This window comes from Streptomyces roseirectus (assembly GCF_014489635.1).
In the GTDB taxonomy this organism is placed as follows: Bacteria; Actinomycetota; Actinomycetes; order Streptomycetales; family Streptomycetaceae; genus Streptomyces; species Streptomyces roseirectus.
Window position 1 is genome coordinate 3,393,936 of record NZ_CP060828.1, and the last position, 26,574, is coordinate 3,420,509.

Annotated in this window: 21 protein-coding genes and 1 pseudogene; 6 read left to right on the forward strand and 16 right to left on the reverse strand. The window is 71.9% G+C overall.

Translation table 11 applies throughout. From position 1 onward, the window contains the following. Window positions 1–29: 29 nt before the first annotated feature. The 4 genes from IAG44_RS13895 to IAG44_RS13910 form a co-directional block, all read right to left on the reverse strand. Window positions 30–452: a (deoxy)nucleoside triphosphate pyrophosphohydrolase gene (locus IAG44_RS13895; RefSeq protein WP_187747441.1), complete on the reverse strand. Its 423-nt coding sequence runs from the start codon at window positions 450–452 to the stop codon at window positions 30–32. A gap of 77 nt (window positions 453–529) precedes the next feature. Next, window positions 530–724: an SPOR domain-containing protein gene (locus IAG44_RS13900; RefSeq protein WP_187747442.1), complete on the reverse strand. Its 195-nt coding sequence runs from the start codon at window positions 722–724 to the stop codon at window positions 530–532. A 184-nt stretch (window positions 725–908) separates the two neighbouring features. Then, on the reverse strand, window positions 909–1,661 hold the full coding sequence (locus IAG44_RS13905; protein WP_187747443.1) for a GntR family transcriptional regulator: 753 nt from the start codon (window positions 1,659–1,661) through the stop codon (window positions 909–911). Window positions 1,662–1,828: 167 nt separating this feature from the next. Further along, the gene (locus IAG44_RS13910) at window positions 1,829–3,007 is read right to left on the reverse strand and encodes a DUF4190 domain-containing protein (RefSeq protein WP_246561691.1); all 1,179 of its coding nucleotides are present in this window, start codon (window positions 3,005–3,007) and stop codon (window positions 1,829–1,831) included. 697 nt (window positions 3,008–3,704) lie between these two features. Here IAG44_RS13910 and IAG44_RS13915 point away from each other — a divergent pair. After that, window positions 3,705–4,364 carry a TetR/AcrR family transcriptional regulator gene (locus IAG44_RS13915; protein ID WP_187747445.1) on the forward strand — a complete coding sequence of 220 codons (660 nt, stop codon included), beginning with the start codon at window positions 3,705–3,707 and terminating at the stop codon, window positions 4,362–4,364. A gap of 186 nt (window positions 4,365–4,550) precedes the next feature. Then, on the forward strand, window positions 4,551–5,822 hold the full coding sequence (locus tag IAG44_RS13920; protein WP_425508521.1) for an IS701 family transposase: 1,272 nt from the start codon (window positions 4,551–4,553) through the stop codon (window positions 5,820–5,822). A gap of 150 nt (window positions 5,823–5,972) precedes the next feature. Here IAG44_RS13920 and IAG44_RS13925 read toward each other — a convergent pair whose 3' ends face one another. From IAG44_RS13925 to IAG44_RS13960, 8 genes are all read right to left on the reverse strand, one after another. Further along, window positions 5,973–7,868, reverse strand: a complete 1,896-nt coding sequence (locus IAG44_RS13925; RefSeq protein WP_187747446.1) for a helix-turn-helix domain-containing protein — start codon at window positions 7,866–7,868, stop codon at window positions 5,973–5,975. 239 nt (window positions 7,869–8,107) lie between these two features. After that, window positions 8,108–9,283: a chorismate synthase gene (aroC, locus tag IAG44_RS13930; RefSeq protein WP_187747447.1), complete on the reverse strand. Its 1,176-nt coding sequence runs from the start codon at window positions 9,281–9,283 to the stop codon at window positions 8,108–8,110. A 49-nt stretch (window positions 9,284–9,332) separates the two neighbouring features. Next, window positions 9,333–9,818: a shikimate kinase gene (locus IAG44_RS13935; protein ID WP_187752667.1), complete on the reverse strand. Its 486-nt coding sequence runs from the start codon at window positions 9,816–9,818 to the stop codon at window positions 9,333–9,335. Window positions 9,819–9,853: 35 nt separating this feature from the next. Next, complete coding sequence (locus tag IAG44_RS13940) at window positions 9,854–11,743, reverse strand: anthranilate synthase family protein (RefSeq protein WP_187747448.1); 1,890 nt, start codon at window positions 11,741–11,743, stop codon at window positions 9,854–9,856. Next, the gene (locus IAG44_RS13945; RefSeq protein ID WP_187747449.1) at window positions 11,740–12,363 is read right to left on the reverse strand and encodes an isochorismatase family protein; all 624 of its coding nucleotides are present in this window, start codon (window positions 12,361–12,363) and stop codon (window positions 11,740–11,742) included. Before IAG44_RS13945 ends, IAG44_RS13940 begins: the two co-directional genes overlap by 4 nt. Window positions 12,364–12,401: 38 nt before the next feature. Next, entirely contained in the window at window positions 12,402–13,172 is a 771-nt protein-coding gene (locus IAG44_RS13950) for a 2,3-dihydro-2,3-dihydroxybenzoate dehydrogenase (RefSeq protein ID WP_187752668.1), read from the reverse strand. A gap of 26 nt (window positions 13,173–13,198) precedes the next feature. Beyond that, a complete protein-coding gene (locus IAG44_RS13955) occupies window positions 13,199–14,362 on the reverse strand; it encodes a 3-deoxy-7-phosphoheptulonate synthase (RefSeq protein ID WP_187747450.1) in 1,164 nt (387 codons plus the stop codon). A gap of 409 nt (window positions 14,363–14,771) precedes the next feature. Beyond that, complete coding sequence (locus tag IAG44_RS13960; RefSeq protein WP_187747451.1) at window positions 14,772–15,437, reverse strand: AfsR/SARP family transcriptional regulator; 666 nt, start codon at window positions 15,435–15,437, stop codon at window positions 14,772–14,774. Between the two features lie 278 nt (window positions 15,438–15,715). On the opposite strand from IAG44_RS13960, the gene IAG44_RS13965 reads away from it, so the two are divergent. After that, the gene (locus IAG44_RS13965; protein WP_187747452.1) at window positions 15,716–16,357 is read left to right on the forward strand and encodes a TetR/AcrR family transcriptional regulator; all 642 of its coding nucleotides are present in this window, start codon (window positions 15,716–15,718) and stop codon (window positions 16,355–16,357) included. A gap of 605 nt (window positions 16,358–16,962) precedes the next feature. Here the strand turns inward: IAG44_RS13965 and IAG44_RS44530 are convergent. Beyond that, window positions 16,963–17,895, reverse strand: a complete 933-nt coding sequence (locus IAG44_RS44530) for a ScbR family autoregulator-binding transcription factor (protein ID WP_343075732.1) — start codon at window positions 17,893–17,895, stop codon at window positions 16,963–16,965. A 166-nt stretch (window positions 17,896–18,061) separates the two neighbouring features. Then, window positions 18,062–21,424, reverse strand: coding sequence for an LLM class flavin-dependent oxidoreductase (locus IAG44_RS13975; protein ID WP_187747453.1), 3,363 nt, complete (start codon window positions 21,422–21,424; stop codon window positions 18,062–18,064). A gap of 327 nt (window positions 21,425–21,751) precedes the next feature. Between IAG44_RS13975 and IAG44_RS13980 the strand changes: the two are divergent. Next, window positions 21,752–22,058, forward strand: a pseudogene (locus IAG44_RS13980) (Uma2 family endonuclease). 208 nt (window positions 22,059–22,266) lie between these two features. On the opposite strand, the gene IAG44_RS13985 reads toward IAG44_RS13980, so the two are convergent. After that, on the reverse strand, window positions 22,267–24,447 hold the full coding sequence (locus IAG44_RS13985; protein WP_187747454.1) for a DEAD/DEAH box helicase: 2,181 nt from the start codon (window positions 24,445–24,447) through the stop codon (window positions 22,267–22,269). A 146-nt stretch (window positions 24,448–24,593) separates the two neighbouring features. Between IAG44_RS13985 and IAG44_RS13990 the strand changes: the two genes are divergently transcribed. Both IAG44_RS13990 and IAG44_RS13995 read left to right on the forward strand, forming a co-directional pair. Further along, complete coding sequence (locus tag IAG44_RS13990; RefSeq protein WP_018845686.1) at window positions 24,594–24,845, forward strand: hypothetical protein; 252 nt, start codon at window positions 24,594–24,596, stop codon at window positions 24,843–24,845. After that, a complete protein-coding gene (locus tag IAG44_RS13995) occupies window positions 24,845–25,237 on the forward strand; it encodes a DNA-binding protein (RefSeq protein ID WP_187747455.1) in 393 nt (130 codons plus the stop codon). The genes IAG44_RS13990 and IAG44_RS13995 overlap by 1 nt, the downstream gene beginning before the upstream one ends. Before the next feature lie 127 nt (window positions 25,238–25,364). On the opposite strand, the gene ychF is transcribed toward IAG44_RS13995, so the two are convergent. Then, window positions 25,365–26,453 (reverse strand): redox-regulated ATPase YchF, encoded by a 1,089-nt coding sequence (gene ychF / locus IAG44_RS14000; protein ID WP_187747456.1) that lies wholly within the window; start codon window positions 26,451–26,453, stop codon window positions 25,365–25,367. Window positions 26,454–26,574 lie beyond the last annotated feature (121 nt).

Below are 26,574 nucleotides of genomic sequence, written 5' to 3' on the forward strand. Positions count from 1 at the left end.
CACACCGAGCCGCGCCACCCCTCACCCCCTCAGCCCCGAACCCCTCCGTCCCGAACCCCCATCAGCTCCACCACCTCCCGCACGGCCGGCACGTCCTGGTCCAGCCAGTCGACGTCCCAGATCTCACCGGACGCGAGCCAGCGGAGGTCGTCGTGGTCCTCAAGGGGCGCGGGCGAGGAAGAGCCCTCGCGCAGGCGCGCGAAGTGGACGTGGAGGACGTACGGGGACCGCAGCGGCCACTCCCCCGGCACCCGGGACAACACCTCCGCGTCGACGCCCAACTCCTCCCGGAGTTCCCGCACCAGCGCGTCCTCGGTACGCTCCCCGGCCTCGACCTTGCCTCCGGGCAGCTCCCAGCACCCCGCCAGCGAGGGCGGCGCGCTGCGCCGGGCCGCGAGCAGCCGCCCGGAGTCGACCAGCGCGGCCCCGACCACCACGATCCGTTCCGTCATGCGCCGGAGAATACGGCAGCCCGGAACCGGCTCAGGACGGGGCTCAGCACCGGCTCAGAATCGACTCAGGACGGGGCTCAGTTCCGCGTCGGATCCCCCTGCTGCCCCGCCCTCTCGACCCAATACACCTGCCGGTGCCCGGTGTTGTCGAGACTGTCCGCGATCTTCTGCGCCTCCGCCTGCGTCGCATACCTCCCCACGCGATAGCGGTTGCCGCTGTCGTCCTGACGTATGACGAGCCAGGGCAGGGAGAAGATGCTGCCGTCGGTCATCGCGCCCCTCCACCTCTAGGGTCTGCCGTGGCGCCCACCCCGCCCGATGAGGAAACCGCACTACGCATATGCCCGAGCCTACGCCCAACCTTCACGCAGCGAACACGGCTTTTCACCAACAGACGGCCAACAAGCCACAACGGCCGGAAACGAGGGGAAACGGCCGAAGGAGGTTGAGGGAGCGTCAGCGCACCGGCAAGTGGTAGGCGACGCGGTAGCGGTCCGCGGGGATGACGACATCCGCCGTCTCGACGGCGCGGCCGGACGCGTAGTACGTGCGCTGGACGACGATCACGACGTGCCCCGGCACACCGCCGAGGGCGAGGAGTTCGTCGGCGAGGCCGGGCCGCGCGCCCACCTCTTCCGCGACGTTGTCGACGATGACGTCGATCGCGCGCATCCGCTCGACGACGCCCATCCCCCCGAGGGGCCCCTCCTCGGGCAGCATGACGGGTGTGCGCCCGGTGAGCGCGAGGGGTTCCCAGGACGTCGAGAGCATCATGGCGCGCCCGGACTCCCGGAAGACGTACCGCGTCCGCATGACCCGCTCACCCGGCTCGATCCCGAGCCGGGCGGCGACGGCGGCGTCCGCCTCGGCCTGTTCGCTGCTGGACTCCCACGTGCCCCGCATGTCCGACTCGGCCTGCTCCTGCCGGAACGGCGTCGCCCCGCCGACGGGGCGGAAGCCGGAGCGGGCGATGCGGCGCGGCACGGGGCGCTCCCGCACGTACGTGCCCGAACCGGAGCGGCCCTCGACCAGGCCCTCGGCCATGAGGACCTTGCGCGCCTCCAGCGCGACCGTGTCCGAGACGCCGTACTCCTCGCGGATGCGCGCCTGGGAGGGGAGGCGGGTGTGCGGTGGCAGCGAGCCGTCGACGATCTTCCTGCGCAGATCCCCCGCGACCCGCAGATACGCCGGCTGCTCACCGAAAGTCACTGGCCGCTCCCATCAGGTTTTACAGACAGCTACAGCCTGGCAACCGTGGGTTCCTCCATGCAAGCAAAGGCCAGAGAATCACTCGATGTGATGACAAAACCGGGGATGGGGCTTCACTCAGGAACTTTCTCCCGGTATAGCCGCGTTCACGCCTCAGCGCTCACACCTCAGACGTCCAGCTCGCCCTGACCGTCGCCCTCGGAGGAGCCCTCGCCCTCCTCGTACGAGGGCGGCGTCGTCGCGAGCCCCAGCGTGCGCCGCGCGTCGACCGTCGCGTCGCCGTCGACGAACTCGTACCCGGTGTTGTAGTCCAGGTAGTACGAGTCGACGTCGTCGGCGCCGGCCGCCTTGCGCCACGCCTCGCGCGCGTCGTGCAGGTCCTTGACGAGGCCGTCGACCGAGGGACGCGCGCCGGCGGACCAGGCGTGGTTCTCCAACGCCGTCGTCTGGCGCGCGAGTTCGTCGCGGACCAGCCCGGCCCACGCCTTGTTGATGTCCAGGTTCTCGTCCGGGTATTCCTCCGGCTCGGCGTACAGGACGTCGTCGACGGCGTTCATCGCCTTCAGGTAGGCGAACTGGTCGGCGTCGAGGACGGTCTCGTCGCGGCGCAGCGAGCCGGTGAGGGTGCCGAAGCCGGTGTGGGCGTAGACGCAGGTGATCTCGCGGTCGCCGTTCTCCCAGGCGGCGCGCAGGGGCAGCAGGGTGTACCAGTCGACGTCGGCGGGCAGGGCCCACGGGTCCATCGAGTAACGCGCCTTGAGGGCATAGCACTTGTCGTTGCCGATGTCCCGCAGCTCCGCCCGGCCCGGGAAGTCCTCGCCGCTCACGGGGACGACGCCGAAGATCTCGGCGTCGTGCGTGCCGAGGCAGTCGGCCTCGTCGACACGGGACACGTCGCTGCCGATCGTGTCGCCGTGGGGCAGGTCGAAGCAGTCGCCCTTGTCGAGGGCGGTGACGGACGTGGTGTCGGCGGCGTCCTTGATCGCCTGCCAGGTCTCGGAACCGGCGTTCGTACCGATCGCGAGGACCCACAGGGCCAGGCCCAGCGACGACAGCACGGTCCCGCCGATCGCCATCGCCCTCCCCCGCTCGCCGCGCCTCTTGATCTGGACCAGCGCGATGATCCCCAGGACCAGGCCGACGGCCGGCAGGAAGCACAGCAGGCCCAGCACCAGCGCCGCGATCGCCACCCCGTTGACCTGCGGAACCGGCCGGTACGGCGGCGCGTACCCCCGCCCCCACACCGGCGGCACCTGCCCCGGAAACACGCCCGGCCCCTGCCCCGGCTCCGGAGCGCGGAACGGGTTGTCCTGAGGCCCCTGGGGCGCGGGCGGGGGTGTCGACACGGGTACCGTGCTCCTGATCGGGTCCGTTTTCATACAGCTGTGCGAGCGCATCGTATGCGCGCGCCCGACGGGGGCGGAAACGGGTATGCGGACGCCGGAGCGCCCCGCGAGCAGGCTCACCGCACGGCGGGCCCGATGACGTCCCGCCAGTCGGCGCAGGGAATCAAGGCGTCGGAATCCGCGAGTCATCGGCATACTGGCGCGATTCAGGACCGCGTACGGCGCCGGGGCCCACGACGTGTCCTCCGCCCGGTGCACCGGAACCCGCCGGGCAAGGTCGACTACACCGCCTCGCGGCCGGAGCGGCGGCACCGCGCGGCGCGAGCCGACGTCAGCGGTCGGCGTCCGGGCCCGGCGAGGCATGGTCTCCCGCCGGGCGATGCGGGGGCCGTCGGCCACGGCGTGGGGCGCTCACCGGCGCCGGTACACCACCCGGCGGGACGTCATCCGGCACCCGAGTCCGGACGCCGTTCGGAGACGGCACCGAGGCGCGGGCGCCCGGCGACTTCCCCGGCGTCGGCTCCCGTCCCCTCGCGGCGGGTTCGGCCGGCTCGGGTGAGGGGGCCACCACCGCATCCGCTCGCGGAGGTGTGCTCTCGCCAACACCCCCCTCCGACGCCCCCACCTGCGGTCGGCAACACAGCCGAAACCCCCGCCGCCCTAAACTTCACAGAACCAGCACCCCGGAAAGGCGCCCATGGCATTTCACTCCCCGCCCGCCCCGAGACCGCTGCGGGGGCTGCCCGACAAGCGGAGGGCGATCATGGGGGCCGCGCGGAAGCTGTTCGGGAGGGACGGGTACACGCGCACGAGCGTGGACGGGATCGCGGGCGAGGCGGGGGTGTCCAAGAGGACGATCTACAACCACTTCGCGAACAAGGAGGAGTTGTTCCAGAGCGTCGTCCTGGAGGGCGCCGAGGACTTCACCCGGACCGTCGCGGCGATCGCCGACCGGCATCTGCGGAAGATCGTCGACATCGAGGACGACCTCGTCGAGTTCGGCGTGGACAGGGCCCGCGCGGCGATGGCCGCGGAGAAGCACTTCTCGCTGGTCCGCACGATCAAGGCGGAGGCGACGAGGATCCCGAGGCCGCTCCTTGAGGCGTGGCGGGAGGTGGGGCCGAGCGCGGCGCAGGGTCTGCTCGCGGGGTATCTGCGGCAGCTGACGGAGAAGGGGTTCCTGCACGTCACGGACGCCGCCAAGGCCGCGAACCACTTCACGCTGCTGACGTTCGCGAACGTGGCGGACAGTTCGTTCAACGGCGCGGTCCCGCTGCCGGACGCGGAGATCGAGGAGATCGTGACGTCCGGTGTGCGGACGTTCCTGCGGCTGTACGGCGCACCCCCGCGCGGCTGACAAGACCCGCCCCCGACGGGTGTGACCCGAGAACACTTACACCGCTCGTTGCAGGCTCGGTGCAAGCGCTTTGTTGACGGTGTTGTCACCACGGCTTCGCACATGGGGCCGGGACAACCACCGACGGCACCAAAGTCGATTGCGGGCCCACCTGGTTGCACGGTGATGGTCAAGAGACGGTTGGGACTGCGACCGACAGTAGCTGTCCCCCCACACACCGCTGAGGAGACCGTCGTGCCTGTGTCCACCTGTGCCGGCTCCGCGCCCGCCGGGGCCGTGACCACACGTCACCAGTACACCAGCCGCCCCCCGGCCCCGGCGGTCGACGCCGTGGCCGCCGACCTGAGCCGGGCGCTGTTCGCCCCGTTCCGAAGGAGAGACCAGCGCCGAAAGGCGGAGATGTACTTCCAGGGCCTGCTCACCACGAGCGGCCGCAAGTCGGTGCGCAACATCGCCGCGCACCTGGGGGACCCGAACGCCGAGCAGGGCCTGCACCACTTCATCTCCTGCTCGACCTGGGACTGGCGCCCGATGCGGGCCGCGCTCGCGGCGTACGCGGAACGGGCGGCGCCCGCGCAGGCGTGGGTGGTGCGGTCGATGCACATACCGAAGGCCGGCGAGCACTCGGTGGGCGTGGACCGCCTGTTCGCCCCGCAACTCGGCCACCTGTTCAGCGGCCAGCAGGCGATCGGCGTGTGGTACGCGTCGGAGCGGCTGAGCGTGCCGGTGCACTGGCGACTGCTCCTCACCGACCCGTGGGTGAGCGACAGCCGCCGCCGCGACCGCGCCGAGGTCCCCGCGAAGGCGTCCGCGGAGAGCCTGGAGCAGTGCACGGCGGAAGCGGTGCTCGAAGTCGTCCAGAACAACGGCGGCGCCGCCCGCAGACCCGTCGTCCTGGACGTCAGGGGCGGGACGACGGCGACGACGCTGACGCGGCTGACGGAGGCCGGGGTGCCGGTGCTGGCGCGGGTGACGGCGGCGACGCGGCTCGCGGTCGCCGACCGGGCCCTGCCTGGGTTCCGGGCCGGCCCGCTGTGCGCGCAGCAGATCCTGGAGGCGACCAAGGGGCTGCGCCGGCCGGTGACGTGGCCGGACCCGGCGCGCGCGGGCGCGGTGCGCTCGGCGCTGGCGTCGGTGGTGCGGGTGACCGTGCCGGACGCGCAGGGGCGCCGGCATCCGATGCTGCTGCTGGGCGAGTGGTCCGACCCCCATCAGCCGCCGTCCGCCGCGTGGCTGACCAACCTGGGCCAGTCCCCGGTGGGCCGGCTCGTCCGGCTGACCCGGCTGCCGCGCCGGGTGGACGCCGACTTCGCCGAGATCGGCGAGGCGTGCGGCCTGCGGGACTTCATGGGCCGCTCCTTCCCGGGCTGGCACCGCCACGTGACGCTCGCCTCGGCGGCCCACACGGCGATGGTCCTGGCCCGCGCGGAACACCTCACGACGGTGCCGCGCCCCTAATTCCCGTACGACCAACTCCCGTACAGAGCCACCCGGTTCACGATCCGAGCCCCCGCCGACAGGGCCCGGTCGACAGACGCCCCGAGCCCGCCGCGCCCCACGCAGCGCGGCCGGCTCGGGGTCAGCCGTGTGTGAGGCCGCACGGGGGCCTCACCCTCGCAGTACGTCCCGCACCCGGTGCAGCCGCAGCGCCAGCTGGATCTCCAGGAGCGGTCCCGGGTTCTGCCAGTCCGGGCCGAGCAGGGCCGTGATGCGTTCGAGGCGGCGGGAGACGGTGTTGGGGTGGACGTGGAGCGCGCCGGCCGCCCCGGTGGGGCTGGACTTGGCCGCGAAGTACGCCTCCAGGGTGACCGCGAACTCCGTGAAGTGCTCCTCGTCGTGACGCAGGATCGGCCCGATCGTCGCGTCGACGAACCCGCGCACGTCACGGTCGTCCGAGAGCAGCACGCCGAGGAAGCCGAGGTCCTGGGGCGCGGCCGTGGCGCCGGGCGCGTCGAGCGCCGTCACCGCGTCGAGGCAGCGCACCGCCTCCTGGAAGACGCGCCGCACCTCCATGACGCCCCGGCCGGGCCCGGCGGCGCCGCAGGAGACCGGGCGGCCGAGCAGCGGAGAGAGTTCGCCGGAGACCGCGCGGGCGGCGGCGGAGGCGTCCGTGCCGGGGAACAGCAGGGCCATGCAGCCGTCGTGCTCGGTCTTGAGGCCGGTCATGCGGTGGACGTAGGAGAGGGACCAGACGGTGGCGCGCCCGTGGTCGCCGCCCTCGGGCCGCATCACGACGACGACGTACGGCTCGTCGAGGTCGATGCCGATCTGCCGGGCGCGCTGGGCGATGCGGCGGGGCGCGCGCAGCGGCGCGGTGAGGAGTTCGTCGAGGAGTTCGTCGCGCAGGGGCGACTCGGTGACGCCCGCGCTGCCCTGGATGAGCAGTTGGACGGCGCAGACCTGCGCGGCGAGCTGGAGGAGGCGTTCGTCGGCGCCGACGAGCCGGGTCTCGGGGGCGAGGACGAGGTGGCCCAGGTTCTCGGCGCCGGCGATGACGGGCGCGACCCAGACGCCGTCGGGGGTGCGGACGGTGGTGCGGCGGGCGTGCGCGTCGAGGATCGCCTCGTCGATGTCGGCCTTGGCGCAGCCGTCGCCGCTGCCCGCCAGCAGCCGTCCGGCGGGGTCGTAGAGCTGGGCGGTGCCGTCGAGGGCGGAGCCGGTCGCGGCGACGATGGTGGCGAGGTTGGCGCCGACGAGCGGGAGGCTCATGATGCGGCCGTAGGCGTCGGTCAGCTCCTGGAGGCGCACCAGGCCCGCGCGCACGCGGTAGTTGTCCTGTTCGAGTTCGGTGGACTGGTGGCGGGCGCGTTCCAGGAGTCGGGCGTTGTCGACGGCGAGCGCGGCGAGGTCGGCGAACTGGATGAGGGCGCCGATCTCGTCGGGCGTGAAGTGGCGCACGGCGCGCTGGGCGCCGTAGAGGATGCCGACGGTGGTGTGCCCGACCCGTAAGGGGACGGCGAGCAGGGCGCGCAGGCCCTCCGCCTGGGTGGCCTCGTCGAGCCCCTTGGAGGTGGCGAAGGTCTGGTCGAGGATGCAGTCGGCGGTCCAGGCGGGCGCCCCGGTGCGCAGGACGCGGGCGCCGACGCTGCCCTCGGAGACGAGGTCGAGTTTGGTGCTGAGGTCGGTGACGGAGCCCTCGGCGGCGTGGCCCTGGACCTCGCCGGTGAGGTCGATGAGGGCGACGAAGGTGATGTCGAGGCTCAGCAGCCGGCGGGCGCGGCGGGCGACCGTGCGCAGCAGCGCGTCGACGTCGGGGGCGTCCATGAGGTCGCGGGCGGTGTCGACGAGGGCGGTGAGGTCGTCCTCCCACTGCCGTCGTCTGCCGGGCCGCTCCGGCAGGGCGCGGGCCAGTTGCACGGCCCGGCTGAGGCGGCCCAGCTCCGCGTCGGGCAGCCCTTCGCGGCGGGCCCGCACCAGCAGTGAGTCGAAACGGCTCGGCGGGCTGTCCTCCGCGAGGAGTTCCAGCACGGCGAGTATGTGACTGTCCGAGTTCGGCGGCTCCATCACCCAACCCATCCCCCGTAGTCCGAACGATCTCCCCGGAAGGTAAAGGCTCGCCGACCCCGGGTCAACGCTCCGCGACAGATGAGCGACCGACTGTCAACCAGGCTCGCGGAAAAGGCCGACACAACAGCCTACTTGATGGGGGTTCAGCCCTACGGAAACCCGATTCAGCCCTGCGGAAAACCGAGGAGGACCGAGGAGAACCGGGGGCGCCCGGGGGCGCCCGGATCAGCGGCGGCTCACAGGGTCTCCAGGTAGCCGAGGACGTTGCGCCGGGTCTCCGCCACGCTGTCGCCGCCGAACTTCTCCCCCACCGCGTCCGCGAGGACCAGCGCGACCATCGCCTCGGCGACGATCCCGGCGGCCGGCACCGCGCACACGTCGGAGCGCTGGTGGTGCGCGCGGGCGGGCTCGCCGGTCGCCAGGTCGACGGTGCGCAGGGCGCGCGGCACGGTCGCGATCGGCTTCATCGCGGCCCGGACGCGCAGGAGTTCACCGGTCGTCAGACCGCCCTCGGTGCCGCCGGCGCGCCCGCTGGTCCGGCGGAGCCCGTCGGCGGTGGGGACGATCTCGTCGTGGGCCATCGAGCCCGGGACGCGGGCCAGTGCGAAGCCGTCGCCGACCTCGACGCCCTTGATCGCCTGGATGCCCATCAGCGCGGCGGCCAGGCGCGCGTCCAGGCGCCGGTCCCAGTGGACGTGCGAGCCGAGGCCGACGGGCACGCCGTAGGCCAGGACCTCGACGACGCCGCCGAGGGTGTCGCCGTCCTTGTGGGCCTGGTCGATCTCGGCGACCATCGCCTTCGACGCGTCGGCGTCCAGGCAGCGCACCGGGTCCGCATCCAGCCTCCCGACGTCCGCCGGGGTCGGGTACACCCCGTACGGGGCCTGGGCGGCGGCGAGTCGGACGACGTGGCTGACGATCTGGACGCCGCACGTCTCGCGCAGGTAGGAGCGGGCGACGGCGCCGAGCGCGACGCGGGCGGCGGTCTCGCGGGCGGAGGCGCGCTCCAGCACCGGGCGGGCCTCGGCGAAGCCGTACTTCTGCATGCCGGCGAGGTCGGCGTGGCCGGGGCGGGGGCGGGTCAGCGGGGCGTTGCGCTTGAGGGCGCCGAGGTCGGCCGGGTCCACGGGGTCGGCGGCCATCACCTTCTCCCACTTCGGCCACTCCGTGTTGCCGACCATCACCGAGACCGGCGAGCCGATCGTCAGGCCGTGCCGGACGCCGCCGAGGAACGTCACCTCGTCGCGCTCGAACGTCATCCGGGCGCCCCGGCCGTACCCGAGACGCCGGCGGGCGAGGTGGCCCGCGACGTCGTCGGTGGTGATCGGCACACCGGCGGGCAGGCCCTCCAGCGTGGCGACGAGAGCGGGGCCGTGGGACTCGCCCGCGGTGAGCCAGCGCAGCCTGGTCAACTCGTGCTCCTTGGAAGGTCGGTGGACGTAGTAGGCGGGAGACCGGCGGTCATACGGTCGTCAACTCCAGGGCCGCCAGGGCGGATTCGGTGACCTCGGCAGGGGTGCGCCGGTCGGTGGCGACGATCGCTGTGGCGACCTCCTCGTACAGAGGGCGGCGGGCGGCCGTCAACTCCCGCCAGCGGCCCAGGGGATCAGGGGCGGCGAGCAGGGGGCGACCGCCGGCGAGGTTCAGGCGCCGGGCGGCCTCGGCGGCGCCCATCGTGAGGTACAGGACCCGGTGCCCGGCGAGGAGGGCGCGGGTGCCGGGGTCGAGGACCGCGCCGCCGCCGAGGGCGAGGACGCCGCCGTGTCCGACGAGCGCGCGCACGACCGCCCGCTTCTCGGCCGTCCGGAAGGCGGGCTCGCCCCCGGCCGCGAAGATCTCGGTGATCGCCCGGCCCTCGGCGGTGACGACGTCGTCGTCCGTGTCCCGGAACCCCACGCCGAGGCGGGCGGCCAGCAGGCGGCCGACAGTGGACTTGCCGACGCCCATGGGGCCGACGAGGACCGCCGCCGGGTCGGTGCGGGTCACGAGGCGAGCGCCGGGAGTCCCGCGACGAGGGCGTCGAGGAGGGCGGCGGTGATGCGGGGGCCGTCGACGGTGAGCAGGGACTCGGCGTGGAACTGCATGGACGCGAAGCGGGCGGAGCGCAGGGCGTGCACCTCGCCGGTCCTGGGGTCGCGGCTGACCTCGACCTCGGTGCCGTCGGGGAGCGTGAGGCGGTCGTCGGCGGCGCGGGCGGAGAAGGTGTTGTAGAAGCCGACGCGCTCCGGGGTGCCGAAGAGGTCGATCTCCTTCTGCACACCCTGGTTGGGGACGTCACGCCGGACGACGTCCAACCCGAGCCGCCTGGCGAGGACTTGGTGGCTGAGGCACACCGCGAGGAACGGTCTGCGCTCGCGCAGCAGGCAGCTGACGGCCGCGTCGAGGTGGGCGATCTTCACGTGTCCGGTGTCCTGGGGGTCGCCGGGGCCGGGGCCCATGACGACGAGGTCGAAGTCGTCGAAGACGTACGGCTCGTCGAACCGACGGACCGTCACCTCCAGCTCCAGCGCCTTGAGTTGCTTCTCGATCATCGAGGTGAAGGTGTCCTCGGCGTCGACGACGAGGACGCGCTGCCCGGCGAGGCGGGGGTGCGGCCGGGAGGGCTGCGGGGCCTCCGCGAGCCAGAACTCCGCGACGGACACGTTCCGTTGCTCCAGCGCGGCGCGCACCTGCGGATGCGAGGTGAACCGCGCGGGCCCGCCCGACTCCAGCGCGGCGACCAGCCCGGCCGCCTTCGCGCGGGTCTCGGCGACCTCGGCGAGGGGGTCGGAGTGGCGCACCAGGGTCGCGCCGACGCCGATGCCGACCCGGCCCGCCGCGTCGATCTCCGCCGTCCGGATCAGGATCGCGGAGTCCAGGGTGCGCCCGCCGTGCTCGTCGCGGCCGATGAGGGCGGCGATGCCGCTGTAGTAGCCCCGGCCCCGGGGTTCGTGCCGGGCGATGACCCGGCAGGCGCTCTCCAGGGGGCTGCCGGTGACGGTCGGCGCGAACAGGGTCTCGCGCAGGATCTCGCGCGGGTCGCGGTCGCAGCGGCCCTCGATGAAGTACTCGGTGTGCGCGAGCCGCGCCATCTCCTTGAGGTACGGGCCCACCACCCGGCCGCCGTCGGCGCAGATCCGGGCCATCATCTTCAGTTCCTCGTCGACGACCATGTAGAGCTCGTCGGCCTCCTTGCGGTCGGCGAGGAAGTCGAGGACGCCGGGGAGCGTCGGCCCCGAGTCCGGGTAGCGGTAGGTGCCGCTGATCGGGTTCATGACGGCGGTGCCGTCGTGCAGGCTGACGTGCCGCTCGGGGGTCGCGCCGACGAACGTCCGCTCACCGGTGTGCACGACGAACGTCCAGTAGGCGCCGGTCTCCCGTTCGACGAGGCGCCGGAAGAACGTCAGCGCCGAGTGGACTCCGTAGCCGGTGATCTCGGCCGTGAACGACCGTTTGATGACGAAGTTGGCGCCCTCGCCGGTGCCGATCTCGTCGGCGACGACGCGGCGCACGATCTCGGCGTACTCCTCGTCGCCGACGTCGAAGCCGCCGCCGCGCAGCTCGATCCCGGTGTCCGGGATCCGCGCCAGGGCCTCGGTGAGCGGCAGGGTCTCCTGCTCGGTGACGGTCAGCGCGACCAGGGGGGCGCCGTCGTCGTGACTCTCGAAGCCCCGCTCGCGGACCTGGCGGTAGGGGACGAGGACGAGGACTTCGGCGCCGGGGCCGTCTTGTCCGCCGTCGCCGCACAGGGGTATCTCGCCGAGGGTGTCCGGGAGTTGGACGTCCCCGAGGAGGACGTCCAGCGAGCGCGGGCCGGCCGTCTCCGGGCGGAACAGCAGGGCGAACGGGCCCGCCTCGCCCTCCAGAATGCGGTGCAGCGCGTCCTGCTTCACGCCAGGACCTCCTTCGTCGGCAGCACGACCGCGCACGTGCGGGCCGCGTACTCCAGGGCCATCCGGTGGTCGCGCTCACCGAAGTCCGCGACGGCGTCGGCGACCAGGAACGTCTCGATGTCGTGCGTGTACGACTCCACGCAGGTCGCCAGCACACCGACGTGCGCGTAGATCCCGCACACGACCAGCTGATCCCGGCCGGCGTCCCGCATCCGCTTCAGCAGATCGCTGTTGAAGAACGCGCTGTACCGCCACTTGGTGAGCAGCCAGTCACCGTCCCGGGGCGCGACCGGCTCCACGACTTCCCGATCCGCCGGGTCGACCCTCATCCCCGGCCCCCAGAAGTCCTTGAGCAGACCGCGCTGTTGGGGCGTCATACCGCCGGGCTGAGCGGTGTAGGCGACGGGAACGGCTTTTCCACGGGCCCAGTTGACCAACTCGGCGGCATTGGCGATGAGTTGCCCGCGCAGGGGCTCGGGGATGGGGCGGAGGAAGTACCGCTGGAGGTCGTGCAGGAGCAGCACGGCCCGAGCGGGATCGACGGCCCACGGGGGCACACGGGCGGGGAGGGAGTCGGCGGTGGGGAGGGGGTAAGGCTCGATGGCGGGCAGGCCGGACATACAGAACTCCTTTCAAGTCGCTTGCTCAGAAGGGCACTTCACGCCCCCAACGTCGCCCCACCATCCACCGTCAGGTCATGCAGCGTGATGTGCCCGGCATCGTCCGACAGCAGGAACGCCACCGCCGCCGCCACATCCTCGGGGCGGGCGATCTTCCCCAGCGGGATGCCCAGCTTGAACGCGCTCGGTGAGCCGTCGATCGTGGCCTGCCGCCCGCTCTCGTCCCGCCACATGGAGCTGAGCATCGGCGTGTCCGTGGACCCCGGCGCGACGACGTTGCACCGGATCCCGTACCGCGCGACCTCCACCCCGAGGGATTTGGTGAACTGCGCGGCGGCGGCCTTGGACGCGGCGTACGCGGCCATCTCGCTGCGCGGCGTACGCGCGGCGTTGGACGCGACGGTGACGATCGCGCCGGAGCGCCGGGCGATCATGCGGTCGACGACCGCGCGGGTCACGTGGAACACCCCGGTCGTGTTGACGGCGAACGTGTCGGCCCAGTCCTGCGTCCGATAGCCCCGCACGGGGCCGAGCCGCAGGATGCCGGCCGCGTTGACGAGGTGGTCGAGGGGCCCGAGCCGGTGCTCGGCCTCGTCGACGACCCGGCGCACGGCGTCCTCGTCGGTGATGTCGGCCGGCAGCGGCGCGATGTCGAGGCCCCCGGCGGAGAGCTTGGCGGTGACGTCGAGGAGTTCCCGGGCGTCCCGGTCGACGGCCGCGACGCGCACGCCGGCGGTGGCCAGGGTGCGGACGATCGCGGTGCCGATGCCGCCGGCGGCGCCGGTGACGAGGGCGGTCCTGCCGTCCATGCTTGCGATGCTGCTCATGGGTTTCCTCACTTCGCAGAGGTCCAGGCCGAGGTGACGGCCACGGCCTGGCCGGGGTTGAGGCGCGGATCGCAGTGGGAGGTGTAACGGCCGGTGCGGCAGCCGGAGTTGGCGACGCACTCGACGACGTCGTCCGGCGTGGTCTCCAGGTGGAGCCCGCCCGCGACACCGCCGGCCGCGCGGACGGCGGCCTGGAACTCGGCGATCTCGCGTTCGACGGTCTCGGTGTGCCGGGTCTTGACGCCGGCCGGGGTGGTGACGGTGTTGCCGTGCATGGGGTCGGTCAGCCAGACCACCGGGTGCCCGGCCTCGCGGACGGCGGTGACGAGCGGGGGCAGCGCGGCGGCGACCGTGCCGGCGCCCATGCGGGCGATCAGCGTGAGCCGGCCGGGCTCCCGTTCGGGGTCCAACTTCTCGCACAGGGCGAGGAGTTCGTCCCGTTCCATCTTGGGGCCGACCTTGCAGCCGACGGGGTTGACGACCTCGGCGAGGAGCGCGACGTGGGCGCCGTCGACCTGGCGGGTGCGTTCGCCGATCCACGGCATGTGGGTCGAGGCGAGCAGGAGCCGGCCGTCGCGGTCGCGGCGCAGCATGGGGATCTCGTAGTCGACGAGCAGCGCCTCGTGGCTGGTCCACACGGGCGGCTCGACACGGTTCCTGGGCCCGTGCCAGCCGAGGTGTTCCATGATCTCGGCGGCGGCCATGTAGCCGGTGAGCAGGCGCAACGGGTCGGGCCGGCGGCTGTCCCCGTCGGGCTCCGGGGAGTTGACCATGTGCCCCCGGAACACGGGGAGTTCGACGCCGTCGACGCGTTCGGTGTCGCTGGAGCGGGGTTTGGCGAACTGCCCGGCGATGCGCCCGATGCGGACGACGGGCTGGTGCGCGGTCATCTTGAGGGCGCCGGCGAGTAAGTCGAGGACGGCGGTCTTGCGGGCGACGTGGGCGACCGTGCACTCGGCGGGGTCCTCGGCGCAGTCGCCGGACTGCACGACCAGGGCCTTCCCGGCGGCGACCTGGGCGAGGGCGGCGCGCAGTTCACGGACGTCCTCGGTGGCGACGAGGGCGGGACGCCGGACGAGTTCGTCGCGGACGCGTTCGAGCTGTGCCGGGTCGTCCCACGCGGGCTGCTGCTTCGCGGGTTTCAGCCGTATGTCGAGCAGGGTGTTGTCCACTGGGGTCTCCGTAGAGCTGAGGGGTCACGGCCTGCGGTGCGGTGCGAGCCGTGGCGCGCTCGGAGGAAACCGGCGGCGCGGGGCGCGGCACGGATGCGGGTGACGGCTCGCCAGGATTCTTGGCCTGCGGCTCGACGGCGGCCAATGGACGTTTGCGCAGTCCGTCAAGTGCGCCGGAGTCCATCAGGTCCGGGACTTGACATTCTCGAACCGGCTTACTTGCCGGGAAGATCGCCGTCCGTAGAGTGAGGCGCGGCCGACGGCGCCGCGGGGTGAACGAGGGACGGATCCCCGCCGCGCGGGTCGGCTTCCCGGGCGGCGGCCCGGCCGGAATGCGTGGCGGCCCCCGTCGCCCGGCTCTCTTTTGTATACGGCATTCCGGGCGCTGTATACAGGGCCGAGCCCTTGTTCAGGCCCACACCGGGGCCGGCGTGGGGTGTTCGCGGCGTAGTTGCCAGTACGCGGTGAGGGCGTTCTGGGAGGTGTTGCCGGGGTGGAGCTTTTCGAGCAGGCGCTCGTACAGGGGCTCGCGCAGCCTCAACCGGGCGATGACGGCGACGAGTTCGGTGATGAGCTGGCGGTCGCGGCCGGCCCGCAGCTCGGCCTCGATCCACTGGTCGACGGCGCGCCGGCGCGAGCGTTCGAGGTCGTCGATCCGCAACTGGAGGCGGGGGCCCGCCTGGACGCCGGAGAACGCCTCGCCGGACCACAGGGCGAGGGCCTGCCGCAGCCGGCGCGCCGCGCGCTCCGCGTCGCCGGCCTCCATCGCCCGGTAGCCGGCGCCCGCGTACCGTTCGAAGTCCGAGGTGTCGAGAGTGCCCGTACCCGTCTCCAGCCGGTAGCCGCCGGGGAGTTCGGACAGCAGCTCGTCCCGGCGCCGGCCGCCGCGCAGCGCTTCCGCGAAGAGTTCGCGCAGTTCTCGGACGGCGGTCTGGACGACCAACCTGCCGGTGCCCGGGGCTTCTTGGGGGGCGACCTCCTCCGCGAGCACGTCGGTGGGCACGAGTTGGCCGGGGTACGCGGCGAGCAGGGCCAGCGTCTGCCTCGTCAGCCGGGCGGCCGGCAGGACGGGCATACCGTCCACTTTGACCGAGAAGGTTCCGAGTACCTTGATGTCCACGCTGCCCCCAAGCGATTCGCGACAAGTCTCGGCCGGAGACTAGATCTCGACCGCTCGGAAGAATAATCGTTTTTTTGTTTCCGGGACAGCGTGCCTGGCGTCACCTCGGACCTGACACCTCGTTGGAACGGTACGCTCGTCGGCCCTTAAAATAGTGTGGGTTTTCTTTCGTTCGCTGGTTGTTCTCCTGGTGGTGTGCGTTCAGAGAGGGGCGGCATGAGGAGAGGGGCGGCATGAGGCAGGAGAGGGCCGCTCGGACGCGGCGGACTCTGGTGGACGCGGCGGCCGGGGTCTTCGACCGGCACGGATACGAGGGCACCTCGCTGACCCGCATCGCCCAGGCCGCGGACACCTCGCTCGGCGCGCTCACCTTCCACTTCGCCTCCAAGGAGAGCCTGGCCCGCACGGTCGGGGAACAGGGGCTCGTCACGACCCGGGACGCCGTCGCCGCGCTCCCCGCGCACCCCGGGGCCTCGGTGGAATGGCTCGCGTCCCTCACGCTCGCCCTCACCGGACTCCTCGACCGCGAGCCGGTCGTCCGCGCCGCCGCCCGCCTCACCCGTGAACTCCTCTGGACGCCGCCCAACTGGTACTCCGTCTGGCAGCCGGCCCTCCGCGCCCGCCTCGACACCGCCCGCCCCGACGAACTCCCGCCCGGCGCCGACCCCGCCACGCTCACCGCCCTCGCCTCCCACCTCATCACCGGCTCCGAATCCTGCGCCCGCCACCGCGCCTACCACCCCGACGCCTCCGAACAGGAATGCCCCGGCACCTCCGAGGACGTCCCCCGAATCCTCCGCCTGGTCCTGGACCCCACCCCCCTCCCCGAGACCGCGCACCCCACGGGGTTGGTACCCCGGCAGCCGCGCCGCTGAGCCGGCGAGGCGGGTGGTGGGGGCTGGGTTCGGGCGGGGACGCGGGTGTCTTGAGGCCTTGGTGGCGGCCGGGGGTTCGCGGTCGTGGCGGGGGCACCGGGGGCCTGGGTGGGGGTGGTGGGGTTCACGCTCGTGGGGGGTGTGCGGGAACGCGAGCCCGTCCGTGGCCGTGCCGTCGCCACCCTTGACGACGACCGCCGGGCCCTCAACTCCCTTGGATGCCAGGTCTGGTGACGGCGTGGACGCCGGAACTGACGCGGACGCCGGAGACTGAGGGCGGCGGGGACACGAACACCGGCATCGGCGCGGCCGCCGGGCCAGATTCCAGCGGGGTGCTCCTGCCGACGCCGGGTGCCGGGTCTGATGCCGGCGTTGGCGACTGAGCTGGCGCGAACTCAGTCCGAGTGCAGCGCAGTTACCCACGCCGACACGAACACCGGGCCCGATGCGGGCTCTTGGGTGGGTGCCCGTGCAACCTCCGGAGCTGGTGCCGGGGTTGAGGCCGGCACGGGCACCAGGGCTGACGCGGATGCCGGCGCGAGTGTGTGAGTTGGTGCGGGCGCCTGGGGTGGTGTGGGCGTTGGTTCAGGTGTCGGCGGGCGTGGTCAGGGCCGTTCCGGTGCCGGTCCCGGTGCGGAGGCTTGCGTCGGCTTGGTCGTCAGCCTCGGCGTCGGTAGCACGCCGGTCCCCGGTACCGGCCCAGTCCCCGGGGCCGAGCCGATCCCCGTCCCCGTCCCCGTCCCCGTCCCCGTCCCCGTCCCCGTCCCCGTCCCCGTCCCCGTCCCCGTCCCCGTCCCCGTCCCCGTCCCCGTCCCCGTCCCCGTCCCCGGTGATGATCCCTGTTCGGATATCGGCGTCTGTCCTGATACCGACCCCGGTCCCGGGCTCGCGGTCCCGCCGGTCCCCCCGTTGCCCCCGGTCCCCCCGTTCGTTTCGAAGTTCACCCGGGCCGCGGCGTCCGGTTGGGCCACGCCGGGGAGGAGGCAGCGCCAGATCGCGGTTACTCGGTCGGGGAGGTCTTGGTAGTCGGATTCGATGCGGGAGTGGATCTGGGCGCCGGTGCAGGCGTTGACGAGGACGCGGGCGAGTTCGGAGGGGTCGACGTCGGGGCGGAGTTCGTGGCGGAGGCGGGCCGCGTGGAGGTGTTGGAGGAGGACGTCGGCCCACTGACGGTGGGAGCTCTGTTCGGGGACGACGAAGTTCTCCTGGTCCATGACGAGGCGCGCGCCCGCTCGGAGGAGCGGGTCGGAGAGCATGCGGCGGGCCCAGGAGAGGGTGAGGTCGACGGCGTGCTGCAACCCCTCGGAGGACTGGGCCGCCCCCACGAACTGCGGCTGGGAGACGACGATCTCGCGCGCCAGATGCTCCTTGTCCCGGAAGTGGAAGTACACGGCCCCCAGCGTCAGCCCGGCCCGCTCGGCGATCGCCTTGACCGTGGCCCGCTCGAACCCGACCTGCCCGAACATCTCCGCCGCCGCACGTATCAGCGCGGAGCGCGTCAGCTCGGCCCGCCGCTGCTTCAGCGTCCGTGTCGTCATCACGCCCTCCACGGGCTCAGCCAGAGATCCGACGGTCACTCAAAACCCGGGCCAAAAAGAATCTTCTTCTTTTATCTCCGCCCCGCGGGTGATCGTATCCCCGAACAGTCTCGGCCAACATCCGTTCACAGAAGCCGAGTTGCCTCTGTGAGGACGGGCCACGCGATCACGGCTGCTCCTCGGGCGGGAGGGCCACAGCCCGGTGCCACCCACGCCGGAAGTGGACCAGCGCCGGCGCGTCGGAGAGGGCGACGGCTTCGATCCGCCCCGTGAGGATGCTGTGATCCCCACCGGGCAGCACCTGCCGACTGACGCACGCGAACCGGGCCGCCGCCCCGGGCAGACCGGGCAGCCCCCGCTCCAACGGAACGAGGGACGCCTCGGCCGCAGCCCTGTCCCGCCCCGCGAACTCCCGTGCCACAGCAGCCTGTTCATCACCGAGGACGTTGACGAGGAACCGGTCCGCCCGCGTGAACACCTCATGCGCACGCGAGGACCTGTCCACACACACCAGCAGCAACGGCGGCTCGGCGGACAGACTGCACACCGCGCTCGCCGTGAACGCCCGCGCCCGCCCCTCCCCGTCCCACGCGGTCACCACCGTCACCGGCGCCGCGAGCCGCGCCATCGCCTCCCGGAACAACTCCGGCGTCACCGGTTCGGCCTCCGGGACGTCGAACAGGGCGCCCCTGACCCGCTCGGCGACGGCGTCCGCGTGACTCTCCATGACGTCCCCTTCGAGTTCGACCTGCGACACCGGGCCGGTGGTCAACTCCGCCCACAGATCCACGTCCCGGACCGACACCGCCACCTCCTCACCGCCCGTCACGACGGTCACGGGACAGGCCAACCGGGGCTCAGACTCACCGGCGTCCCGCTGCGGCGGCCGACTCTCCGCCACGAACAGATGCCGGGGCCCCGGGCCCCCGTCCCGCACCAGCCGCCGCGCCACCTCGTACGCCGGCAGCCCACCGCCCCCGTGCCCGAACAAGGCGTACGCCCCCTCCCCGACCCGCTCCGCGATCCACCCGGCGACGTCACCCACGCTCTCCTCAAAACTCCGCCCCGCCCCCTTCCCCCGCCCGACCACGACAGCGTCGATCTCCAACGGCAGCGCGGCGAGAAGAGGCCGGAAGACCAGAGGGGAGCCGCCGACAGGGGGAAGACAGAACAGGGTGACGGGGGTGAGGTCAGGGTTCGCGGCAAGCTCGGCCGCGGTCGAAGCAGACGCCGGAGCCGGGCCCTCGGCCGACACCGGCAGATCCCCCACCGTCTCCGCCCACTCATCCGCGACAGCCGTCAACACCCGCACCAGCACCTCCACCAACCCCCGAGCCGTCGCCTCGTCATACAGCCCGGTGTCGTACTGGAGCCGCAGGGCAAGCCCCGTACGACTCCTCGTGGCGGTCAGCATCAGTTCGAGGGGGACGCAGGCGCCGGTGTCCTCGACGGCCTCGGTCCGCAGCCCCGGCAGGGTGAGGCCGAGGAGGGGTTCGTCGCCGAAGTCGACGGAGACCGGCGTGAGGGATCGCGGCTCGCCCGGATGCGGGGTGAGCCCGGCGAGGAGGGCGTCGAGGGGCGCGGCGGCGCGCTCACCGGCGTCCAGGAGGGCGTCCCGCGTCGCGCGGACGGCCTCGTCGAGCGGAGTCGCGTCCGTGAGGGAGACCCGCAGCGGCAGCACGGCCGCGAGGGAGCCGACGACGTCCTGCGCCTGCGGCTCGCGCTGCCCGAACGTCGTCGCCAGCAGGAACTCGTCCTGCCCGCACACCCCGCGCAGCACCGCCTGCCAGCCGGTGCACAGCGTCGCGAAGAGGGTGACCCGGTGCCGGCCGCTCCAGGACTGGAGCCGCGCGGTGTCGGCCGCGTCGAGCCGGACGGTGACGGCGGCCCCCGGCCCCCGGAACTGCCCGCCGCGCGGCCGGTCGGTGGGCAGCCGCAGCACCGGCGGCACCTCCCCCAGGTGCTCACGCCACCACGCGACGTCCCCGTCGCGCCCGGCGGTCACCGTGAGCGACAGATTCGTCCCGGCGGGCCCGGAAAACTCCGGCACCCGCCCCTCGCGCACCGCCCGGTACGCCTCCCCCAGATCCCGCGTCACCAGCCGCACCGCGTGCCCGTCGAGCGCGATGCGGTGCGTGCCGAGGACGAGCAGGTGATCGTCGTCCCCGAGCCGGACGACGGTGACGGTGAACAGGGGGCCGTGCGCGAGGTCGTGCGCGTCCTCCCGTACTGCGCGGATGATGTCGGACGGGTCGACCTGGACCGTGTCGGACGGGTCCTGTCCGCGCGCGTCGGTGACGGTCACGCCCACCGGCGCGGGCGGCAGCACGACCTGCCGCAGCGTCTCCCCGTCCGCGTCGCCCTCCTCCGCCCGGAAGACGGTCCGCAGCCCGTCGTGCCGGTGGACGACCGCCTCGACGGCCGTCCGCAACGCCGTCAGGTCCAGCGGGCCTCGGAGGCGGACCGCGCGGGCCTCGTTGTGGGCGGCGGCACCGAGACGCCGGGCGGCGAGCCAGAGGCGGCGTTGGACGGGGGTGGCGGGGGCGGAGTGCTCGGTGTACTGGGCCGGTGCCGCTCGCTGCGGCGCTCGCTGTGTCGTCCGCTGCGGGACGTCCTCGTGGTACCGCCGCCTGAGGACGTCCAACTCCCCCAACACCGCCCGCAGTTGCTCCGGCGTCACCCCGAGGTCCACCAGCGCGGCCAACTCATCGGCACCGGCCTCCGCGAGGGCGTCGATCAGGGCGAGGCCGGTGCCGGGGCAGGCGCTCAGCACGACGACGACCCGTCCGGCGTCCGGATCGAACCCGTACCGCTCGCGCGTCGCACGGTAATGCGCGACGTCCTCGGCGAACCGCTCCACCGACTGGTCCGTCATCTCCGTCACCACGCCCAGGCCGGCGCGGGCCGCCTCCTCGTACCCCGCCCTGTCGTCGCCGACGGCCAGGAACACCGGCGGGTCCGGCTGGACCGGGCGCGGGACGCGACTGACGTCGCCCGCGCGTCTGCCTCCCCGCCACAACGCCCTTATCTGCTCCAGCCGTTCACCGCACGCGCCGTCGACGCCGATGCCGATGCCGATCCGTCCGCCGGAGAGGCTGTCCGCCATCGACCACTCCCCGGCGATGCGGACGGGGTCGTGCGGCGGAAGCACCACGGTGTTGATCCGAACGCGGTGCGTCTCGCGGGCCAACGCCGCCGCGAGGACAAGGGGGTTGGGGAAGAGGCCGCCGGAGGAGTGGAGGTGTCTCTCCGGGAGCCAGAGGCCGTGGAAGCCGTGGGTGTCGGCGTAGCGGGCGGCTTCGACGAGGAGACCGTAACCGGGGTCTTGGTGATGGCCGCCGGAGAAGGAGAGGCTGAAGTCAGGGGCGGGACGGCGACGGTGCGCGGGACGAAGGCCGGGACGCGGGGCGGGCGCTTGGATGTGACGTGGAATCTCGACCTCGTCCTCAGCGTGCTGTCCGGGCACGGCGAGGCGTTCGACAGCGGAGCCGGGCTCGGCCGGACGGTCGTCCGGCGTGCGGTCGTTCATGCCACCACTCCCGTCCGGACGATCTGCCGTTCAAGGCAGGCAAGTTGTTCAAGGATCCGAAGCTGCGCCTCGGAAATGACCCCGATTTCCCGGACCGAGATGCGCACCCCCACCATCCGAAACGAGTCCGCACCCAACTCCACGTACTCCCACTCCGGCATTACCGCGCCCCTATTCGACATAACTCACCCTCACGCCCGTCACCGCCGATACCGATCACCTATATCGACCCTAGGCGCCCGAAATTCCCCCACCAACACCGATTCCACACCACGAAACACGAACCGGCGACGTTCCCCACGCGCGGAAGGCTGGTTCGCGGAGGACCTGGACCGCCTCCCCGAGGCGCCTCGCCACACCGAGTTGATCGACGGAGCGCTCGTCGTCGAGGCCCCCCCCCGAGTCCGCCCACAGGGACCGCACGGTAAAACTCCGCAAATACGCGGAGGCCGGAATTCCGCACCACTGGTGCATCGAAGACGAATCCAGCACCCCAGCCGTCCACGTCTACGAACTCGACAAACCAACCGGCGCCTACGCCCCCGCCGGCATCTTCCGAAACACCCTGACCCGCCCGGTCCCCTTCGAGATCAACCTGAACCTCGACAAACTAATGCCGCCGCGAAGCAGCTGAGAGCGGACACGAAAAGGGCCGGATTCAGGGGAACCCGGCCCTTTTTGGGAAGTGCTCAGACGTTGAAGCGGAATGTCTGAGGGCTGATCCTGACCTGCGGCCGAGCCCCATCCAGGGCTCTGACCTGGGATTTCCCGGTTGGCACGCGTTGGCTCCCGACGGCCGTTTACGGGTGTCCTGCGGACTGGCTGCGGACCGGAGGACACCCTCACTCGGCCGACATGAGCCTCTCGTCCGTCATACCCAGACGTGCCTGTTCCTCCTCGACGATCCGACGTGCCAGCTCGGTGTCCGACACGTCGACCGCGTCCGGGGTGGCTTCGGCCACGGCGCTGCGGCGGGCATAGGCATCGAACAGGCGCGTCTTGGCTTCCAGCATCTTCACCATGCGTTCGTCCACGCCTCCGGTGGCGAGGAGGCGGTGCACACGAACCGGCCTGACCTGGCCCATACGGTGGGCCCGGGCCACCGCCTGATGTTCGATTGTCGGCTTGATCTGGGGTTCGCAGATGACGACGACGGAGGCGGCCTGCATGTTGAGGCCGACGCCCGCTGCCTGGATCTGCCCTAGGAGCACCGCCGGGCCCTGGACATCGGCGAAGTCGTCGACGATCTCCTGGCGACGCTGGGCCGGGACGCCGCCGGTCAGCGGACCGAACACCGGAGTGGTCCTGGCGGTTCCGGCCGCGAGGGCCTCCTTCACCACGCCCAGTACGTCCTTGAAGTTGGAGAAGACCACCGTCTTCTGCCCGTTCTCGCCGGCCTCCCGAACGATCTCCCGGAGCCGGTCCAGTTTGGCCGACTTCTCGGGGCGCATGTACGCGGCCCTGCGCATGGCCATGAAGTTGCCCGCGCGCACGGCTTCGCGGTACGCCTCCTCGTCCGAAGCGCTCAGCTCCTCCCACTCGTCGGTCTGCTGAAGGCTCGGGAGTTCCGTCAGCACGTCCTCCTGGTTGCGCCGCAGGTAGACCGGGGCCACCACCTTGCGGAAGGCGACCGATCCGGCCAGCGCGTCCCGTTCACCGAGGGAGTCCGCGACGTCGCCATCGAGCATCCGGACCAAGTTGCGGAACTCCACCACACGGTTCTCCATCGGGGTTCCGGTCATGAAGAGGCTGCGCTCACAACGCTCCGTCCACAGGGCGACCGACTGAGACCGTTTGGTCTTCGGGTTCTTCACGGAGTGCGCTTCGTCGACGACCAGCAGCCCGACCTCCCCGCCGCCCGGTGCCGGAAAGCCGCGCAGCGCGTCGAACGTGGTCACCCCAACGCCGCCCCGCCCTTTCCAGTCGGCAAACGCGTAGTGCCGGTCGGGACCATGGAGCACCATGACGCGCAGGGCGCTGCGGGCCTCGATCTCCCGTGTCCAGTTCACGAGGACGCTCGCCGGGCAGACGACCATGAAGTGACTCTGCCCCTCGGCTGCCAGGTGCGCGAGGACGGCGATCGCCTGGATGGTCTTCCCGAGGCCCATCTCGTCGCCGAGTATCACCTTGCGCTGCGCAAGCGCGAACCGTGCGCCGAACGACTGGTAACCGCGCAGGGAGACCCGCCGGTGCGTGTCGTCGAGGTGCTGGGTCCGTACCCGCTCCGCAATCTCGTCCGGCAGAAAGCCCTCTGCGGCAGCCGCGTCCGGCAGCCGCCCGGAAATCTCGGCGAGCAGGCTGTAGTACTCGGCGGAGCGGAGTTCGAAGTCCACCCAGGCCGCGACGTCGGACGAGAGCCCCCGGAGCAGGTCCACCGACGCCTGGGCGAGCAGCTCTGGCAGGCCGGCCTGCTCCGCCTCGTCCACCAGCGACCGGACCTCGGCGACCGCCGCCCACGCGCGAGCCTTCTTCTCCCGGCCGGCCAGCAGCATCCGGACCCTTCCGGCGGCGGGCCTAGCGTCGGCCAGCAGCGGACCTAGCCGTTCCGCCAGGACGGTGGCCTTGTCGACCGCACGCCGGGCGTCCGGGCCGGCCTCCACCAGGACATGCAGGGCCATGACGAGCGCGGTGGTGCTCGGTTCCGGCCGGTCCACGTCGATGTGGACGGCCACGGTCTCGTGCACGGCCTCGGAGAGCCGGCGGGCGGCGGCGAGCATCTGGTCGACGGTGCGCTGCCCGACACCGGGAATCTGCCGCAGCCGGTAGGGGCCCGCTTCGAGAACACTGCCCAGGGTGCGCAGTCCGCTCTTCTCGACGCTCCCCAGCCGCAGCCGCCCTTCGGTGACGTCCTGCAGCCGGGCGACGGGAATGGCGTCGAGCTCCCGCTTCACCGCCGCATCATGGATCGGCTTCAGTGCCGCCCGTACCGCCTCCACTGCCCTTCCATGGTCACCGACCACTGCCTGCGCCGCCTCGTACAGTCGCGTTCCCCTCGCGACTGTGTCCCGCTCGCCACGCCCCACGCTTCCCGCCCCTCTCTGGCCCTCCCCGCATCTTTCCACCGCCCACACCGGGCCTCGACGGGCATTCGCAGCTCCCTGCTGATCAACCGAACCTCGGGGCAGCCATTCACACCCTCATACTTACGACCACCGGTAGGATCGGCACCATGAGCGGTAGTAGGAAGTATTCGATCAGCCTGCCCGAGGATCTCGCCGAGGCCGTACGCGCCCATGTCGGGCCCGGCGGTTTCTCCGCCTACGTCGCCGAGGCTCTCGAACAGAGGGTCGCCATGGACAAGCTGCGGGAGATCGTCGCCGACTTCGAGACCGACAACGAAGCTCTCACCCGCGAGGAGGTCGAGGCCGCCCGGGCGCTGCTGCGCCACGACCACCGGCAGGCCGGCGGGGCCGCCGCCTGATGCCCGGCACCCTCCTGCTCGACAGCGAAGGACTCTCGAAGCTCTACAGCAAGGACCGCACCGTGGTGGCCCTGGTCCAGGCGGCGTCGGAGGAGGGCGTCCGAGTCGCCACCAGCGCCATGACCACGCTTGAGGCCGACTACGAGCGCATTCACCCGGCCCGCATCAAGTGGGTCCTCTCCCGCGTCGACGTCCACGACGTCACCAAGGAGATCACCGACCGGGCCGCAGTCCTCCTTCGCACCCATCGCCTTCACGGCCACAAGTACGCCATCGATGCCGTTCTCGCCGCCATCGCCCGCAACACGCCCCAACCAGTCACCGTCCTCACCTCCGACCCCGAGGATCTGACACTCCTGTGCGGCCCTTCCGTGGAGGTCGTCAAGGTCTGAGGCCGCGTCGCTGCCACGCCGCCCGGCCAAACGCTGTCACCGCATCGCGGGATCGGGGACTCACCGCGGACACACAGCTGTGCCCGACCCACCAACAGGAGGGTCGGGCACAGGTATTGACATAGCGTCAGACGTTGAAGCGGAACTCCACCACATCCCCGTCCTGCATGACGTACTCCTTGCCCTCCATCCGCGCCTTGCCCTTGGCGCGCGCCTCCGCGACCGACCCCGTCTCGACGAGGTCGGCGAAGGAGATGACCTCGGCTTTGATGAAGCCCTTCTGGAAGTCGGTGTGGATGACGCCGGCGGCTTCGGGGGCGGTGGCGCCCTGCTTGATGGTCCAGGCGCGGGATTCCTTGGGACCGGCGGTGAGGTAGGTCTGGAGGCCGAGGGTGTTGAAGCCGACGCGGGCGAGGGTCGCGAGGCCGGGCTCCTCCGCGCCCACCGATTCGAGGAGTTCGAGCGCGTCGGCCTCGTCCAGCTCCGCGAGGTCCGCTTCGAGCTTCGCGTTGAGGAAGATCGCCTCGGCGGGGGCGACGAGCGCACGCTGCTCGTCCTTGAACGCGTCGTCGGTCAGCTCGTCCTCGTCGACGTTGAAGACGTAGAGGAACGGCTTGGTGGTGAGGAGGTGCAGGTCGTGGAGGAGTTCGGCCCGCTCGCTGCCCTGGACGACGCCCTCGGAGAACAGCGTGTCCCCGCGCTCCAGGATCTCCTTGGCGGCCTCGACGGCGGCGACCTTCGGCGCGACGTCCTTCTTGATCCGGGACTCCTTCTGGAGGCGCGGCAGGACCTTCTCGATGGTCTGGAGGTCGGCGAGGATCAGCTCGGTGTTGATGGTCTCGATGTCGTCCTTGGGCGACACCTTGCCGTCGACGTGGACGACGTTCTCGTCCTTGAAGGCCCGGATGACCTGGCAGATCGCGTCGGACTCACGGATGTTCGCGAGGAACTTGTTGCCCAGCCCCTCGCCCTCCGAGGCCCCCCGGACGATCCCCGCGATGTCGACGAAGTCGACGGTCGCCGGGAGGATCTTCTGCGAGCCGAAGATCTCCGCGAGCTTGTCGAGACGGGGGTCGGGGACGCCCACGACACCGACGTTCGGCTCGATCGTGGCGAACGGGTAGTTGGCCGCGAGCACGTCGTTCTTGGTCAGGGCGTTGAACAGGGTCGACTTGCCGACATTCGGCAGACCGACGATTCCGATCGTGAGCGACACGTTGCGACTTCCCGTGAGTGGTGAGGGCCAGGGGCCGGTACGCGTACGAACCCCACCGGCCGATCCCTCAGTCTAAGCCGTGCGGGTCCCCGTCCCGCCGTCCCTCTCGAACGCATGCCCA